The sequence below is a fragment of the Martinezella lusitana genome (genome assembly GCF_016901135.1).
Classification (GTDB): domain Bacteria; phylum Pseudomonadota; class Alphaproteobacteria; order Rhizobiales; family Rhizobiaceae; genus Rhizobium; species Rhizobium lusitanum_D.
The window spans coordinates 1-15,814 of the sequence record NZ_JAFEVL010000059.1 but is presented as its reverse complement, the minus strand read 5'-3'; the positions used below and the strand labels follow the sequence as shown (position 1 = coordinate 15,814).

16 protein-coding genes and 1 pseudogene are annotated in these 15,814 nt (G+C 57.2%); 7 read left to right on the top strand and 10 right to left on the bottom strand.

What is annotated here, in order from left to right; all coding sequences use genetic code 11:
- The first annotated feature begins 307 nt into the window (after positions 1–307).
- Both JTP94_RS25400 and JTP94_RS25395 read left to right on the top strand, forming a co-directional pair.
- Entirely contained in the window at positions 308–544 is a 237-nt protein-coding gene (locus tag JTP94_RS25400; RefSeq protein WP_204853204.1) for a hypothetical protein, read from the top strand.
- Positions 545–1,071: 527 nt separating this feature from the next.
- A complete protein-coding gene (locus JTP94_RS25395; RefSeq protein WP_204853203.1) occupies positions 1,072–1,557 on the top strand; it encodes an N-acetyltransferase in 486 nt (161 codons plus the stop codon).
- A gap of 65 nt (positions 1,558–1,622) precedes the next feature.
- Here the strand turns inward: JTP94_RS25395 and JTP94_RS25390 are convergent, their stop codons facing one another.
- From JTP94_RS25390 to JTP94_RS25380, 3 genes are read right to left on the bottom strand one after another with little or no spacing between them, the layout of a single operon-like run.
- Complete coding sequence (locus JTP94_RS25390; protein WP_204853202.1) at positions 1,623–1,973, bottom strand: hypothetical protein; 351 nt, start codon at positions 1,971–1,973, stop codon at positions 1,623–1,625.
- A gap of 17 nt (positions 1,974–1,990) precedes the next feature.
- A complete protein-coding gene (locus tag JTP94_RS25385; protein WP_204853201.1) occupies positions 1,991–2,128 on the bottom strand; it encodes a hypothetical protein in 138 nt (45 codons plus the stop codon).
- Positions 2,129–2,130: 2 nt separating this feature from the next.
- Entirely contained in the window at positions 2,131–2,337 is a 207-nt protein-coding gene (locus JTP94_RS25380) for a hypothetical protein (RefSeq protein ID WP_204853200.1), read from the bottom strand.
- A gap of 354 nt (positions 2,338–2,691) precedes the next feature.
- Between JTP94_RS25380 and JTP94_RS25375 the strand changes: the two genes are divergently transcribed.
- From JTP94_RS25375 to JTP94_RS25365, 3 genes are all read left to right on the top strand, one after another.
- Positions 2,692–3,516 (top strand): hypothetical protein, encoded by an 825-nt coding sequence (locus tag JTP94_RS25375; RefSeq protein WP_204853199.1) that lies wholly within the window; start codon positions 2,692–2,694, stop codon positions 3,514–3,516.
- Positions 3,517–3,552: 36 nt separating this feature from the next.
- Entirely contained in the window at positions 3,553–4,098 is a 546-nt protein-coding gene (locus JTP94_RS25370; RefSeq protein ID WP_204853198.1) for a phospholipase D family protein, read from the top strand.
- Between the two features lie 253 nt (positions 4,099–4,351).
- Positions 4,352–4,756, top strand: coding sequence for a DUF4112 domain-containing protein (locus JTP94_RS25365; RefSeq protein WP_204853197.1), 405 nt, complete (start codon positions 4,352–4,354; stop codon positions 4,754–4,756).
- Between the two features lie 55 nt (positions 4,757–4,811).
- On the opposite strand, the gene JTP94_RS25360 is transcribed toward JTP94_RS25365, so the two are convergent.
- The 7 genes from JTP94_RS25360 to JTP94_RS25330 all read right to left on the bottom strand — a co-directional run bounded on the left by JTP94_RS25360 (position 4,812) and on the right by JTP94_RS25330 (position 14,174).
- Positions 4,812–5,003, bottom strand: a complete 192-nt coding sequence (locus tag JTP94_RS25360; protein ID WP_271022796.1) for an NAD(P)-dependent oxidoreductase — start codon at positions 5,001–5,003, stop codon at positions 4,812–4,814.
- A gap of 63 nt (positions 5,004–5,066) precedes the next feature.
- On the bottom strand, positions 5,067–7,721 hold the full coding sequence (locus JTP94_RS25355) for a molybdopterin-dependent oxidoreductase (RefSeq protein WP_204853196.1): 2,655 nt from the start codon (positions 7,719–7,721) through the stop codon (positions 5,067–5,069).
- A 232-nt stretch (positions 7,722–7,953) separates the two neighbouring features.
- Positions 7,954–8,304, bottom strand: a complete 351-nt coding sequence (gene nirD, locus JTP94_RS25350) for a nitrite reductase small subunit NirD (RefSeq protein WP_204853195.1) — start codon at positions 8,302–8,304, stop codon at positions 7,954–7,956.
- Positions 8,305–8,308: 4 nt separating this feature from the next.
- Positions 8,309–10,759: a nitrite reductase large subunit NirB gene (gene nirB / locus JTP94_RS25345; protein WP_204853194.1), complete on the bottom strand. Its 2,451-nt coding sequence runs from the start codon at positions 10,757–10,759 to the stop codon at positions 8,309–8,311.
- An 18-nt stretch (positions 10,760–10,777) separates the two neighbouring features.
- Positions 10,778–12,043, bottom strand: a complete 1,266-nt coding sequence (locus JTP94_RS25340; RefSeq protein WP_204853193.1) for a nitrate/nitrite transporter — start codon at positions 12,041–12,043, stop codon at positions 10,778–10,780.
- Between the two features lie 296 nt (positions 12,044–12,339).
- Positions 12,340–13,575, bottom strand: coding sequence for a CmpA/NrtA family ABC transporter substrate-binding protein (locus JTP94_RS25335; RefSeq protein WP_204853192.1), 1,236 nt, complete (start codon positions 13,573–13,575; stop codon positions 12,340–12,342).
- On the bottom strand, positions 13,572–14,174 hold the full coding sequence (locus tag JTP94_RS25330; protein ID WP_204853191.1) for an ANTAR domain-containing response regulator: 603 nt from the start codon (positions 14,172–14,174) through the stop codon (positions 13,572–13,574). Before JTP94_RS25330 ends, JTP94_RS25335 begins: the two co-directional genes overlap by 4 nt.
- A gap of 617 nt (positions 14,175–14,791) precedes the next feature.
- Between JTP94_RS25330 and JTP94_RS25325 the strand changes: the two genes are divergently transcribed.
- A complete protein-coding gene (locus tag JTP94_RS25325; RefSeq protein WP_204853190.1) occupies positions 14,792–15,139 on the top strand; it encodes a plasmid partitioning protein RepB C-terminal domain-containing protein in 348 nt (115 codons plus the stop codon).
- Positions 15,140–15,450: 311 nt separating this feature from the next.
- Positions 15,451–15,814: pseudogene (locus tag JTP94_RS25320) on the top strand (SAM-dependent methyltransferase); the annotation flags it as partial.

Genomic DNA, 15,814 nt, shown 5'->3' with positions numbered 1-15,814 from the left:
TGAACGTTCCTCTCGTTGAAGGGAACGTCATGGTCAGGCAACACCAACAGCCTGCCTAGAACCTCAGATAATCATACCAAACTCACCGCGCGCGCCCTCCCGCGTAGCGGGTTCGTGCTTGAGGCGCGAAGCAGTCGTGACGTGTGAAACGCGCGGGGCCAGCCCGCTCGTCGGCTTGTGGTGCCGCACCTCCTACAGCGGATGCGGCGTTTCACTCCATCGTCACTCATTGACGTGGACATGCTTCACCACAATAAGATCAAACCGAAAAATGTGGTAAGCGCCACCGAAACAACAACAGGAGTTTATAGTGAGCGAGCCGACCGTAGCAGATGCAATCAACCGCATTTATGAATCGCTCCAGGCGGACAATGCCGACATCGACTTGCATATCGCGACTCTCAAGGCAGCCTTGACGCGGGCAGGTTTGAAGGAAGCCGTATTCGACCCGGCTAGGCTCGCGCATAACAATCGTTCTGGCAGGAAGCTATTGCAGGCCTACTTTCGGCAGCGTGGCGTGACGGTGAAATTCAACGCCTCGTGACGCCTCCCATTACAGTTCTTCGCCCGTGCTGCGCGAAGTCCATCCGCCACGGCACGAGTATCCACTCATCGTTGAACGAAATCCGTTCGATCGGGTTTGGACATTAACAGAGCAGTTTGAAAAATCTATTGCTCACCAAGTGAAACGAGGACCGAAAGAGCCATAGGAACCCGGTGCCGACCCGCTTGGATCTAACTGATTATCTCGTTCGACTCTCTCAGACCATCGCCGACGCTCGGCTGCTTTGTCTTTGGCGGGATCTGTCGATTTGCTCGCGGTTACGGGACGAGATTGACCGCCAGTTCCGCCGGCCGTCGAGCAGGAAACAAAGAAAACAGCGGGAAAAATTATCAGAATGGCTAAGGCAACTGCCCTCGTGAGCCCGGAATAGATCGGCTGCATAGACATCCCTAATGCTCTCTTTGGCCATCTGTAATAGAGAGAGATGCTATTCGATTTCGCATCGAGGGGATATGCGAAAGATCGCTTTGACCGAGTAACCGCCGTGAGAAATATCGTTTGGAGACATGAACGTGCTTGATATCCGTCCGGCAAGAGCATCAGACCACATCGATATCATTAGGCTTTGGCACGAGGGGTGGCACGATGCCCAGGCAAATCTTGTCCCGGCGGAGATTTTGGCTTTCCGCACCCCAAATCACTTTGCAGTTTGGCTGAAACTGGCACCCGATGTTTTCTACGTTGCAACCAATCCCGATTTGCTCGGGTTTGTTTCCGTAAAGGGAGCCGAAATCGTCAAGCTCTATGTTGCCAAGCACGCTCGCGGGACCGGCGCAGCACAGGATCTACTATCCTTTTCCGAAAGGCTATTGCGCGAAAACGGTGTCAAAGAAGCCGAGCTGTTTTGTACGGCTGGCAATCTTCGTGCAGAGAAATTCTACCTGCGGGAGAATTGGCTTCTGTCTCGAACCATCGATGATGCTCTATGGGTTGCAGAAGGCGTCAACGAAAAAGTTGAGGTCCCAACGCACCGGTTTTGTAAAACTCTCTGAGCATAATCACGTAACTGCCGATGCTACGTGCTACGACGGTTTGTAAGGCATCAAGCCTGATACCCCTAAAAATTCAGGGGAATGGATGCGGTAAAGATGTCTATCGTATCGTCGAGAGTTGCGCCGTTCTTCTTCCATGTAGGTGCGCTGACCAGTGCCGTTGGCCACGTGGGCATCGTGACGATCCCGCATGTCTCGCCAGCCTTGTCATCGACTGCGAGCTGTAATGTGCCCGACGGAATACTGTCCGGAGCAAGGTAAAGGCCGACCTGATGAAAATGGATGCCTAATCGATCCGCAACTGCCGCCAACAGATCAGGGGCGGCCTCATCGGCCTGCATGTCCTGAGCGTTGAACCAGTAGTCGGATTGTTCGATCTCTGGGTAGTCGAGCAGTGTATCCAGAATTTCGCCCATGCGCTCCAGCTGCAAGCTCAGCTCAAGCGATTTCTTACCGCCGCCGTCGAAGCGCTCGTCATAGCACCGGATGCTGACATGCCTGACGAAGTCGTCGAGGGCTTTGGCATCGGTTTGTCGTCATAGGTTTCTTCAAGAGAAATCGCATTTGCCATTGTCATTCTCCTTGCGATCTGGTGCCATCGCGGGCACCGAATTCCTCCAAGACGCTCCTGGCATTCCAGATCTTCCTCAGGAATGCATCGGACTTGCCGATGGCACCGTCGCCCTGCCGCTGGTCAAACACATCCTCTCCCAGGAACGCGACAAGGTCCTTGAATACCTTCGCATCGCGCTTGGTCATAGTGTAGTCGGTCGTCTGCACGGCGCACGTCTCCGTTCCGCCAATTGAGGGCGGTCTTCCTCGTCAAATTGTCTGTAAACTAAGGCCGAGTGGTCTCGTGTGTTCTATAAATGTTCTCATTTAGGCAAAGAGTCAAGCCGAAGTGCTGTCGGCGGCCGAGCGTCCTTGATAGCGCCACCGTTCGGACCACGCATCGAGGGGAGCAATCCGGGGAAGAATCCGAAGCGTATCATCAACCGAGGAACATCTGCAGATCATGGCGGTATGCCGAATTAGCCGTCTTATCCACTATCTCCAGCTGCCGTGCTTTTAAAGATGGTTGTATGACAGGGGTTCGAGGCGATAGCAGTTATTCTGCTGTATCTGGAGCTTTTCATGGCAATTCGCTTGGGCTTTCATGCAACCTTTTGCTTGATCACTGCAGCCTTTTTTCTGTCCTTAGTTGCCATGGCGTCGGCATCCGCACGCAAGCAGACGCCCGAAGAGCGGCCAATGAGTTTCGCTTTGGTCCGGAGCGGCAATTGCCAGGAAACCTGTGTCCAATGGATATCTGCTGAAGGCAAGATAACAGCTGACACGCCAGAACGATTTAAAAAGCTTCTGAACGGCCTTGGAGGCAGAAAACTTCCCGTAGTGTTTCAATCTCGCGGTGGAGATGTGGATGCCGCGCTCTCTGTCGGACGTATGATCCGAGCATCCGGGCTCGATACTGCGGTGGGTAGAACGCAGTTGAATGACTGCCCAATGCTCGACCCGCGCTGCACGCAAAAGATCATCAGGGATGGCTGGTCAAAGGGTGAGGTTCACGCTGGAGGGGCGTACTGTTTCTCAGCTTGCCCGCTCGCCTTGGCAGGAGGCGAGGTCCGCGCCGCGGCCACCAACGCCTATGTTGGCCTTCATCAGATTACAAACGGCCCAAGTCACCAGGAGACGGGAAGAAGAAGGCTCGATGTGATATCGACGAAGGCCGATCCAGCGCTTAAGCGGAGGCTTGCCATTTACCTCGATGAAATGGGCGTCAGCAGTGATGACGTCTTCGCCATGATGGGACTAGCGACACCAAAGGGGATTTACTATGTCCAGAGCGCCGAGGCGCTCAAGTCACACGTCATTACGAAGGTCTTCTCGTCCGCCGACGAACCAGGCTATGTCGTACGACGAACTGACGTCAAAACATCTGCCGTCCCCAATGAATTCTGAGTGGCCAGACGTCGCCGTCCGCATCCGAGGGGCAAGATGCAATCCATGCCAATGAGATTCGCTTTCGCTCTGCTTGTCCTGTTCATGGGGTCAGGACCCGTGCTCGCCGGGCAACCGGTTTCGGCAAAGCTTTCCGTTTGCTTCACACCGCCGGAGCAATGTGAAGGCCGCATTGTCGATGTGATCGACAATGCCAGGACGTCAATTCGAGTTCAGGCATACGGCTTTACGTCGTTGCCGATTATCCATGCCCTTCAAAGAGCGGCTGAGCGTGGTGTAGAGGTTCTGGTCATTCTCGACAAAATCAACGAACGGAAATACTCGGGGGCCACCCTCCTGGAGGCCGCCGGAATACCGGTCTGGATCGATTTTGAACCGACCATCGCCCACAACAAAGTCATTATAATCGACGACGGCCTCGTCGTCGGCGGCTCATACAACTACACGGCCTCTGCGCAGAAGCGGAATGCCGAGAACGTCACCTTTATTGAAAGCCGAGAGATCGCCAGGGAATTTCTGGTGAATTGGGATAATCGGTTGAAGAGCTCTCGCGCCTTCGAAGGGAAGGCTCAGGGCCAATGACAGGTCTATCCGACGATTGCCGATCACATTTGGTCGTGTTTTCAACCAGAGGTGGGAGGAGGCTAGGGATGATCATGGTTCGTGATATCCGCCGTGGCAGTGAGCTTGGGGCCTGAGACTTGGACGCCGAATTGAACTAACGCAGCTGTAACCCCATTTACCAGCGTGAGCTTTGGCAGCGCTCGTCAAATCCGGACCAGGTGAGGTTCCGGGGTGACGCTTATCAGCCGTTTCAACTATCGGAGTTCTGACAATGGCAACCGCATCGGCCTATTACAGCCGCGATGATACCTTCGACCGCAATCGCCGTCTCCGGCGAATGGTCGCGGTCGCTACCCTCATGGATACTGCGGTTACGATCCCCTTCACCCGTATCCGATTTGGAGCGGACTCCGTATTGGGGCTGGCGCCAGGACTGGGCGACGCAGCGGGGGCGGCTATCAGTCTGGTGCTCGTCAACGAGGCAAGGCGACTTGGATTGCCCAAGGAAAAGCTGCTTGGCATGTTGCTCAATGTTGGCATCGACACATTCGGTGGCGGCGTGCCGATCCTCGGCGACTTGTTCGACGTGTATTTCAAGGCAAACAAACGCAACGTCGATATCGTGCTCGACCATTTCGGGATGACGCGCGATGATCTCGCCAAAACCCGTATTTGAACTCGCCGCTTCTGAGTTGTGGCTCTGAGGTACCAGCCGCGCAGCAAGGTTGGCCTCAGATTTTGTTCCATAATTCATTGTTATCGCAGGCGATGGTCTCTGTATCGTGGTGGACAAATTGGTCAAGTTGCTCGCGAAAGGCCTCGGAGAGTTCGGCCGCGGGGCAGAAGACGTGCACCTCAGCGCGCGCTGCCGCCAGAAGTTGGGCCTTCCACGCCGCACCGTCGCTACCGCCGGCGACCAGCACGGATCTCCCCTTGAGATCGAAAACACCGGCAGCGAGGCGAGCGGGGCGATACGCTCCAGTCTATCATTCTGCAGCTTGACGAAGGCAACCATCGATAATCCCTTTGATTTCCATGCGGCAAGAGCCACAATTGGTTCCGGCATTGAGCTGTTTGCCGATAGCCTCGACCGTGTGGCAGCCGCCGGCGACGGCGCCTACGATCTGGTTGACGCCGACCGAGAAGCAGGAGCAGACGGTTGCGCCAGGGTCCATCTGATTGGCACCCGGCCGACCGGCGAGCACCGCAAAGCGCGCCCGCACCGTCTCAAGTGGTGTGCTGAGCTGCTTGACGGCCCAGTCACGCGATACGGCGACAGGTTCCGGCGCGGCATAAAAGGCGAGCAACAGCCGTTCTCCGTCGAAGAAGCCATGACGTTGCTGTCGTGTCGGGTTGTCGACATAGGCGAGATGCTCGCCACGATCAAAAAGGCCGAACGTATCACGACACCACGTTTCTATATCGTCAAGTGCCTTGTCGAAGCCGAATTCCACGCGCCAGCCGGCCTCTGTCTTCGCGACCGCCCAATAAGGCGCCTCAAGTCGCGCGGGGCGGGAGGCGGCGACTGCGAAACCGTAATACGCCATTTCAGCTGGCCGTACCTTGACGCCGATATTCTTGAGCGCAGGCTGGCCGGAGATGGGGTCCGTGTGTGGCGCCAGCAGAGCGGCCACGCGCGCATTTGCAGAATACTCATCGTTCCAATGCATCGGCACGAAGACGCCGCCGCGTGGCTGCCGCTCTGTGAGCAATGCGCGTAGCACGACTGAGCCGAAGGAATTCTCTACGCTTACCAACCCTGCCTTATCGATGCCGAGTTCAGCGGCGTCCGCCGGGTTGATTTCGGCGAAAGGTTCGGCGAGATGCGACGAGAGCCGCGCCGCCTTGCCCGTGCGTGTCATCGTATGCCACTGGTCGCGGATGCGGCCGGTATTGAGAATAAAGGGGGTATCCTTGCCTGTTCGGTCATCACGCTCGGATTTCACAGAGATGAACCTGGCCTTGCGGTCTGATGTGTAGAACTGGCCATCGGCGAAAAATCGCGTGACGCCTTCGGGGGTGCCTTTGCGATGCGGCCATTGAAACGGTGACATAGCCTCGAAGGCATCAGGTGAGATATCGGCTTTCGCGCCTATGTCGAAGTCGCGTATGCCGCCATTTTCGAATCCAGAAAGGGCTGCGTGTTCGGCGAAGATTTTGGCGGGACCGTCGTAGTCGAAGCCGTTGAAGCCCATCCGCTTGGCAACTTCGGCCATATGCCACCAGTCGGGCTTTGCGTCGCCAGGCAGGTCCAGGAAATCGCGCTGGCGGGAAATGCGCCGCTCGGAGTTAGTGACGGTTCCGTCCTTCTCGCCCCAGCCGGCGGCTGGCAATAGCACGTGGGCGAGTACAGCGGTGTCGGTGTTCTTTTGGATATCGGAAACGACGACGAAGGGGCAGTTGCGGATGGCTTCGCGCACTCGGTCGGCATCCGGCATCGAAACCACCGGATTGGTCGCCATAATCCACAGCGCCTTGACGCGCCCGTCCGCCACGGCCTCGAACATTTCGACGGCCTTGAGACCGGGCCTTGCGGCTATGGTCGGCGAATTCCAAAAGCGCTGCACACGATCGCGCGCGGCTTCGTCCTCAATATTCATATGCGCTGCCAGCGTGTTGGCAAGACCACCTACTTCGCGGCCACCCATCGCATTCGGCTGGCCGGTCAGCGAGAAAGGCCCCATGCCGGGCCTGCCGATGCGCCCGGTGGCCAGATGGCAATTGATGATCGAATTGACCTTGTCAGTGCCGGTTGAAGATTGGTTGACGCCCTGGCTATAGCAGGTCACCACCCTTTCCGTTGTTTCAAACAGACGATAAAAAGCCTGCAGTTCGGCTACCGATAGACCTGTTTCCTTCGAAATATCCAGCATGCTCCTGGTTTGCGCGGCTTCCAATGCATCGTGGAAACCGATCGTATGCGTCGATACATAATCCTGGTCGAAAGCCGACGATCCGGCGAGATAGGCAAGCAAACCATTGAAGAGGGCAACATCGCCGTCGCTTTTGATCATCAAGTGCATGTCCGCAAGATCGGCGCTGATCGAGCGTCGCGGATCGATCGTGACGATTTTCATGTCCGGTCGGCTTTGTTTTGCCGCTTGGATCCGTTGGTTGAGCACCGGATGGCACCATGCGAGGTTCGAACCAACGAGTACGATCAGATCGGCGAGTTCGAGATCCTCGTAAGTGCCTGGGACTGTGTCCGAGCCGAAGGCGCGGCGATGACCAGCGACGGCGGAGGCCATGCAAAGCCGAGAATTCGTGTCGATATTGGCTGAACCAACGAAGCCTTTCATCAGCTTATTAGCAACATAATAGTCCTCCGTCAGGCACTGGCCCGAGACATAGAATGCAACCGAGCCCGGCCCATGTTCAGCGATCGCTTCACGAAATTTCGATGCCACGAGATCGAGCGCGCCGTTCCAGCTTGCACGTTGACCGTGGATTTCCGGGTAGAGGACACGGCCGTCGAGATCGATCGTTTCGGCCAGCGCCGAGCCCTTGGAACATAGCCGGCCGAAATTGGCCGGATGCTCCGGATCGCCTTTAACGGAAACCTTTCCGTGATCGTCGACCTTGGCAATAACGCCACATCCGACGCCGCAGTAGGGACACGTAGTCTTCGTTTCAGTAGGCACCCTTGGTCTCCCCAATGCTTAGTCGCCGATGGTTTACACCCCCCTCTGACATCTCCTCCTCAAGGGGAAGGATCAGGAGCTCGCCGTGCCACTGGTCTCCACCCATTGAACAAAAGCGATACATGCTTTTCTTGTTCAAACGGGCAGCAGCAAACTCAAACCGATCTTCCGTCTTGAGGGGAAGATGTCTCGAACGAACAGAGGAGGGTATCGCCGCGCACACGGACATGACCTATTCCGCCGCCATTATCATGTCGTCGAGCGCAATGAAGAGCGCACCGTTGTCGTTGCGGATCGGGATGGTCCTGACCGCGCCCTTGTCCGCGCCGAGAGCCTCGCCGGTTTCGAGCGAGATCACCCAGTTGTGCAGCGGGCAGGTGACGGCAGCACCATGGACGATGCCCTGGCTGAGCGGACCTCCCTTGTGAGGGCAATGATCCTCGATGGCGAAGATCTGGTTCTCGGCGGTGCGGAACACGGCAATCTTGCCCTGCGGGGTCTTCACGCAGCGCGCGCCGCGCAGCGGAATCTCCGAGATGTCGCCGATCGGGTGCCAGGTGTCTTTTGGCCAGTTCATGTCCATCTCCTCACTCGGCCGCCTGATGGAAGCCGACCGTCGCCATCGGCCGGAATTCGTGCTTGTCCTTGCCGGAAACACGCTCCGACCAGGGATCGACCTGCGCGAATTTCTGGCTGAAGACGAAGCGCTCGTAATAGGCCTCGCGCTTTTCTTGGTCCTGCATGATCTGACGGCGGATCTCGTCGAGGCCGATGCGTTTCGCCCATTTGTAGATGCGTTCGAGATAGCGACCCTGCTCGCGATACATCTGCGCCAGCGCCACGATATGCTCCAGCGCCTCGTCCTCGGTCTTGACGAGGCCGAGAACTTCCGTGCCCTTGATGTCGAGGCCGGCAGCACCCGCAAAATGGATTTCGAAGCCTGAATCCACGCAGATGACGCCGATGTCCTTGCAGGTCGCCTCGGCGCAATTTCTCGGACATCCCGACACCGCCATCTTGAGCTTTGCCGGTGTCCAGGAGCCCCACATGAATTTCTCGATGCGGATGCCGAGACCGGTGGAATCCTGCGTGCCGAAGCGGCACCAGTCGGAGCCGACGCAGGTCTTTACGGTGCGCAGACCTTTGGCATAGGCCTGGCCCGAGATGAAACCTGCCTTGCCGAGATCGGCCCAGACGGCCGGCAGGTCCTCTTTGTGAATGCCAAGCAGGTCGATGCGCTGGCCGCCGGTCACTTTCACCATCGGGATCTCGAACTTGTCGACGACATCGGCGATGGCGCGCAGTTCACCGGAATTGGTGACGCCGCCCCACATGCGCGGCACCACCGAATAGGTGCCGTCCTTCTGGATATTGGCGTGGACGCGCTCATTGATGAAGCGCGACTGGTAGTCGTCGGCATATTCGTCCGGCCAGTCGCAGACGAGGTAGTAGTTGAGCGCTGGCCGGCATTTGGCGCAGCCGCAGGAAGTCTTCCACTCCAGCTCCTGCATCACGGCCGGTATGGTCTTCAGTTTCTTGGCCTTGATCAGGCGGCGCACGTCGTCATGGCCAAGTTCGGTGCAGCTGCACATCGGTTGCACGGCCTTGGGATTATAGGCATCGCCAAGCGTGATCGTCATCAGCTGCTCGACCAATCCGGTGCAGGAGCCGCAGGAGGCCGATGCCTTGGTATGGGCTCTGACATCGTCGAGCGAGGTCAGGCCTTTGGCGGTGATGGTCGAGACGATCTTGCCCTTGCAGACGCCGTTGCAGCCGCAGATTTCCGCGTCATCCGGCAAGGCTGCAACGGCCGCCATAGGGTCCAGCGGCGACCCTTCTTGATAGGCCTGGCCGAAGATCAGCGTCTCGCGCATCTCAGAGATATCGGTCGCCTTCTTCTTCAGGTCGTTGAACCAGGCGCCGTCGGCCGTCTCGCCATAGAGTACGGTGCCTATGATGCGGTTGTCCTTCAGCACCAGCCGCTTGTAGACGCCGCCGGCCGCATCGCGCAGGACGATCTCTTCGCGGTCGTCGCCATCGGCGAAGTCTCCGAGCGAGAAGAGGTTGATGCCGGTGACTTTGAGTTTCGTCGGCGTATCCGAATGCACGAAGCCGGCAGAACGGTCGCCCGACAGATGCGATGCGGCGACACGGGCCATCTCGTAGAGCGGTGCTACCAGGCCATAGACCTGCCCGCCGACTTCGGCGCATTCGCCAAGCGCCATGATGCTGCCATCCGATGTCTGCATGCCATCATCAACGACGATGCCGCGGTTGACAGCGATACCTGCGTCCTTGGCAAGACCGATATTGGGGCGAATGCCGACGGCCATAACTACCAGCGTTGCGGGAATGATGCGGCCGTCATCAAGCTCGATGCCCTCGACTTTGCCGTTGCCGATGATCGCCTTGGTATTGGCCTTGGTGATGACCTTGATGCCGCGCTCTTCGACGGCCTTCTGCAGCAGATAGCCGGCGGCGGGGTCGAGCTGGCGCTCCATCAGCGTCGGCATAACATGCAGGACGGTGACATCCATGCCGCGGGAGGCAAGGCCGGCAGCCGCTTCGAGACCAAGCAGGCCGCCGCCGATGACGATCGCCTTCTCGCGCGACTGAGCCGCTAGCAGCATGGCCTGTACGTCATCGAGGTCGCGATAGGTGATGACGCCGGGCAGATCCTTGCCCGGCACGGGGATGATGAACGGCACAGAGCCGGTGGCAATGACAAGCTTGTCGTAGCTTTCGACGACGCCATGATCGGAGGTCACGGTCTTGGCTGCCCGGTCGATGGCGACGATCTTGTGGCCCTTGTAGAGGGTGATGTTGTTCTTGATGTACCAGCCGTCGCCATGGATGATGATCTGTTCGTAGTCCTTCTCGCCTGATAGCACCGGCGACAGCATGATGCGGTCATAGTTGACGCGCGGCTCGGCGTTGAAGATCGTGACCTGATAGAGGTCCGGCGCCTGTTCGAGGAGGTGCTCCAGCATGCGGCCCGGCGCCATGCCATTGCCGACGATGACAAGTTTCTGGGTCATAGTTCCAAGTCCTTGAAATTAGGTGGCGGCTACAACGGGGGCAGAGGACCCACGGCGCTCGAGTTGCCTTACGGACAGATGCATCCAGACGAGCGAAATCGCCACAATCGCGAAAAGCAGCAGGAAACAGCTGGACCAAAGGCCGGTGATGTCCTTGAGCAGGCCAAAGACGATCGGCAGGATAAATCCGCCAAGGCCTCCCATCATGCCGACAATGCCGCCGACCGCGCCGATGCTCTCGGGGTAGTAGGCGGGGATATGCTTGAAAACGGCCGCCTTGCCGAGGCTCATGAAGAAGCCGAGGACGAAGATGACGACGATGAAGACAGCCGGGGTGATGCCAAAGGCCGAGCTTGTTGGTGTGACAGCGGGCAGGGAAAGGACTAGGGTAGCGACAGCCGACACCGCCAGCATTGCATACATCACGCTGCGTGCCCCCTTCTTGTCGGAGAGTACGCCGCCGAAGGCGCGAAAGACGCTGCCAGGAATGGAATAGGCGGCGGCGACCATGCCGGCAACCTCGAGATTGAAGCGATAGGCGCCGACCAGATAGCGCGGTAGCCAAAGCGAGAGGGCGACAAAACCTCCAAAGGCGAAGAAATAATAGAGCGAGAAGCGCCATACCTGAACGTTTTTCAGCGGCGCGAATTCCTGAAGCAAGCTCCTGGATGCAACCCCGCGATCGCGACGAGCGTGGAAGGCCGGATCGTCGGTGGTGGTGAACCAGAAAATGATCGCCATGACCGCGAGTACCAGCGCCCAGATTTCCGCAACCGCCTGCCATCCCCATGCGATCAGTACGAAGGGAGCGGCAAACTTGGTGACGGCTGCTCCGACATTGCCGGCGCCGAAGATGCCGAGCGCTGTTCCCTGCTTCTCAGGTGGAAAGAACGGGGAAACATAGGCGACGCCTACCGCAAAGGAGCCGCCGGCAAGGCCGACACCTAGGCCGGCAATCAGCATTTGCGTGTAAGTGGTTGCATAGGACAGGAGGAAGGTTGCCACCGCAGCTGCCAGCATTGTGAGCGTGTAGACCAGGCGGCCACCGTAACGCTCTGTCCATATCCCGAGCAGGATACGAACGACGGATCCTGTGAGCACGGGTGTGCCGACCAGCAAGCCGAATTCGGTCTCGCTCAGGCTGAGTTCCTGCTTGATGCGAATGCCTATGATCGCAAAGATCGTCCAGACGGCGAAACAGATCGTGAAGGCGAATGTGGAAATCCACAATGCTTTCGCTGGTTCGCCGGCGGACATGGGCTGTGTTTTCTTGAGAACAGACATGGCTTCTCCCGGGCTCGACAAGGTCGTGCCAATCCATCGTTGAGGGTCAGAAACACAAAAAGCCGCACGTCAGGGCACGCGTACGAAAGTACGCTGAATATCCTGATCGGCGGCTTTGCCTGAGGCGTCCGTCATTGGACGCTAAAATGCGGCCTTTCGGCTTGCAAGTTTAGAAGCAAGGACCGTGCCAATTCGGAATTTGGGTCTAGTTACGGCGTTCCAAGCAAAAAGCTTCCGCTGGGCAGGCTATGAAGCGATTAAATCAGCAGCGTGCGCTCCCAATATTTGAGCATTGCTCACAAAATAGGCATGCCAGTCGCGTTGTTTTGAGCCGCGACATATTCATCGATGCGATCAGGATCAAAAAGGGTGCCGTCGAAAAAACCGTCTGGGCCAAGCGTCAGCATGCCACTTGAGCCAACCGGCGTTTCCATCCGCAAGGCGCCCTCGACCTTGGAGCTTGCGGCTGGCATCGCGAGACCCAGCGCCTTCAGAGCGTTCCGGTAAATATCTGGTCGATAAGTGTTGCCGGCGATACGCTGATGAGACGCGGTGTGTTTGACCTGACCCCAGCGAACCATCTGTGTGTAGAACCAAAGCGCGTGGCTCTTCCACGGAAACGTCGCCGCCTTCGCGTTTGGGACGAAAAAGTCCTTTACTGTTTGAGTGTGGCGGCCACCGATTCTAAGCTCGCCCGTCACTGCGGGCCGCAACAATTCCACAGGCTTGTCGATGTATGCAGGTCCGGAAAGCAATATGGCAAGCTCCTCATGGTTGGCAACATCGGCACACCAGAGTGACGCATTGTAAAGCGCCGTGAGCAATGCGGCGAGGGCGTCGGGATGGCTGTCGCCCCAACGGCCATTCACTCCCAGTACCTTTTCGGGGCTGGATTTCCAGATCGCGGCCTTGACCGTCGCGAGATGCGCACCTCGTTTCAAAACGCCGAACGTATTCCACGGTTCACCGGCGCAATAGCCATCGATGAAACCAGCCTTCAGTGCATTTCCCATATCCGCAGGAGGCAGGGTTACGATCTCAACCTCCCGATCCGGATCGATGCCGCTCGCAGAAAGCCAATATCGAAGTTCGTAGTTATGTCCGGAATAGGGGTGCACCACGCCGAAACGGAGCTGCTCTCCAGTTCGTTGTGCGATCACCCGCCGCAGCGCCATGCCGCTTGAGCGGGCATCGAGATTGCCCATCGCACCATTGTCGACCATTGCCCGCCACAAGTCACCCGATACCGCGACGGCATTTCCGCCGAGGCCAAGCGCCATGGGCACGATCATTCGCGGCGCCGGCGCCGTGAGTCCAAGGTTACAGGCGATCGGCATCGGCGCGAGGATATGGGCCACCTCGAAGTGCCCGACCGCTAATCTATCCCGGATCGTTGCCCACGAACGCTCGCGCACGAGCGTGAGATCTACCTGCTGCGCTTCGGCAAAGCCCTTCTCTTTGGCAACGACCAGGAGGGCGCTGTCCAAGAGCGGCAAGAAGCCCGCGGTGATTTCGTACCTACTCGTCTTCATGTGTCCCCTCCCGGATCGAGCAGGCTTGCCGCGGTAATGAGGCTTTGAGCAATCTCGACAATTTTCCTGTTCTGGCCCATCGCCGTTCGCCGCAGGAGTGCATAGGCCTCCATCTCCGAAAGCCCGCGGGCGCGCATCAGCAATCCCTTGGCGCGCTCGATCAGCTTTCGGTTTTCCAGCTCGCCGCGTGCTTCTTCAAGCTCGCGGCTCAGTCGCGAAAACGCATTGAAACGACTAATCGCCATCTTAAGGATAGGACGAACACGTTCCTGCCTTAGACCGTCGACGATATATGCTGAAACCCCAGCGTCCACAGCAGCTTCGATGGAGGCTTCATCGGATTTGTCTACGAACATCGCAATGGGACGATTTACGGCACGTGATATCTGAAACATGCTTTCCAACACGTCCCGGTTGGGGTTTTCAAGATCGATGACAATCACATCAGGATTGATCTCGGTGATCCGCCTCGCAAGACCCGTCATGTCGGCGATGATTGTAACGTTATCGTATCCTGCGTCCCGCAAACCTTCTTCAATGACGGATGCGCGAATGCGGTTCTCATCAATCACCAGTACATTCAGACTGTTAGGTTTCATGAGATCGACGCCACAGGTTTATCGGCATTCATTCAATATCAGACGTGCGGACAGTGAAGGTCGAAACGACAAGACCGCACATGCGGGAAGTCTGCTTCAAAATCAAGCGCTGTCTTGGGTATTGTTCACGAATAGTAGCACGGTGGATGTTGGGCGGGTGTCTTCGCTCATTGAACATCGTGCCACTGCCATCGATAGTAAAAACATAACCAGAAGCCAGAACCAACCGCTCTATATGGCCGCGGGCGATGCTCCTATTTTGCTTCTGATGACGCAGTAAAAGTTAACAGTGTCATAGTCATAAATGCTTAATGCGTTTCTTCGCGCCTCCAGTTTCGGTAATTCCATAGGGACAATCGTGACGATTCAAAGCGCGCAATAGTTGTGCGCTAATTGCGCAGGTGTACTCAACCTTGAATTCGTCACGCAATCGAAGTAAGTCCCTCAGGCTGGGCATGAAGTGTCGTCTGCGCTTGGTTCAGCTAAGATATTCAGAAAGCTCAATATTCCCGATCATCCCGTGGTTGCGCTTGTGGGCGCCGGTTCAGCTCCCTTCAAGACCGGCAATTCTAGCTCCCGTCGGACAGATCGCCTGTTAAACCGAGTGACGGGTTCGGTTGCCGTTTTCCATCATGTTTGCCAGAGCGATACGCGCTGCCACACTTGACAGTCAACTTGTTGCTCCCAAAAAGGGTTCAGGCCGGGCTGCCGGCACGCCGTCCGGTCAGCAGATCGCACGAATGGAGCGGGATCTAGCATCACTGCAAACTCAAGGTAAGAGCGTCGAAGAAACGTACGGCATCGATAACCTCCACCTTACCGTCGCGCGGGGATATGTCACTAAGCTGCTTGCCAATGGCCGCATCTGCCGCTGGCTCGAGCATCACCGTCAGGAATATCTCGGCGAATTCCAGAAAATTGCGGAGATCGACTCCATTGGCCCGCCCCCGAGGCGTAGTGCGTAAGGCCGAGCTTTTAGCACTGACAAATTCCGGGTGGACATCGCTCGAGGGAGACTTCCCCTGATCCGAGTATGTGTACGATTTCGTACTGTAGCACGGATATCTTCAACACCCAGATCTGAATCAACGATGGTTGCTGCGCGAAGAAATGGTGATTGAAAATCACAGTCTTTTGAAGGATGATTAGCACCGTTCCATCGGCGCCAATCGAACGCTTCCGAAGTGTTGTTGGCCAATGCAAAGGCGTTCGATGTTGGAAGTATGCTCGCCAGACGCCCGCATCCGCGTGACGATCAGAGCTGAGGACTTGCCAAATGCTGTTTCCCGCCATTTTGAAGTCAATCGTGCGAACAGGCAGCCTTCGGCTGGTCGATGGATACGGGAAGGTGCACGACATTGGAGACGGCGCTCCACCTCGCTGTACGATTCGGCTTGGCGCACGTCACCTCGACTATACGCTGGCCCTGAACCCTGAATTGTCGATAGGGGAAGCCTACATGGAGGGCCTGCTGACCGTCGAGGAGGGAAGCCTTTTTGACTTTCTCGAAATTGTTGCCAGAAACTACGGCAACTTCAAGCAGGCGGCTTGGTTCTCGCTGTTGTCCCGCATCATGGGTCGGTTGAAGCAATACAATCCGATCGATCGTGCGCGTCGCAACGTCGCCCACCATTATGACC

Bases quoted from the DNA above. Each gene is read 5' to 3' on its own strand.
- JTP94_RS25370 (WP_204853198.1), top strand. From the start codon at position 3,553: ATGCAATCCATGCCAATGAGATTCGCTTTCGCTCTGCTTGTCCTGTTC.
- JTP94_RS25365 (WP_204853197.1), top strand. From the start codon at position 4,352: ATGGCAACCGCATCGGCCTATTACAGCCGCGATGATACCTTCGACCGC.
- JTP94_RS25375 (WP_204853199.1), top strand. From the start codon at position 2,692: ATGGCAATTCGCTTGGGCTTTCATGCAACCTTTTGCTTGATCACTGCA.
- JTP94_RS25395 (WP_204853203.1), top strand. From the start codon at position 1,072: ATGAACGTGCTTGATATCCGTCCGGCAAGAGCATCAGACCACATCGAT.
- nirB (WP_204853194.1), bottom strand. From the start codon at position 10,759: ATGACCCAGAAACTTGTCATCGTCGGCAATGGCATGGCGCCGGGCCGC.
- JTP94_RS25330 (WP_204853191.1), bottom strand. From the start codon at position 14,174: ATGAAACCTAACAGTCTGAATGTACTGGTGATTGATGAGAACCGCATT.
- JTP94_RS25335 (WP_204853192.1), bottom strand. From the start codon at position 13,575: ATGAAGACGAGTAGGTACGAAATCACCGCGGGCTTCTTGCCGCTCTTG.
- JTP94_RS25385 (WP_204853201.1), bottom strand. From the start codon at position 2,128: ATGGCAAATGCGATTTCTCTTGAAGAAACCTATGACGACAAACCGATG.
- JTP94_RS25390 (WP_204853202.1), bottom strand. From the start codon at position 1,973: ATGGGCGAAATTCTGGATACACTGCTCGACTACCCAGAGATCGAACAA.
- JTP94_RS25340 (WP_204853193.1), bottom strand. From the start codon at position 12,043: ATGTCTGTTCTCAAGAAAACACAGCCCATGTCCGCCGGCGAACCAGCG.
- nirD (WP_204853195.1), bottom strand. From the start codon at position 8,304: ATGGACATGAACTGGCCAAAAGACACCTGGCACCCGATCGGCGACATC.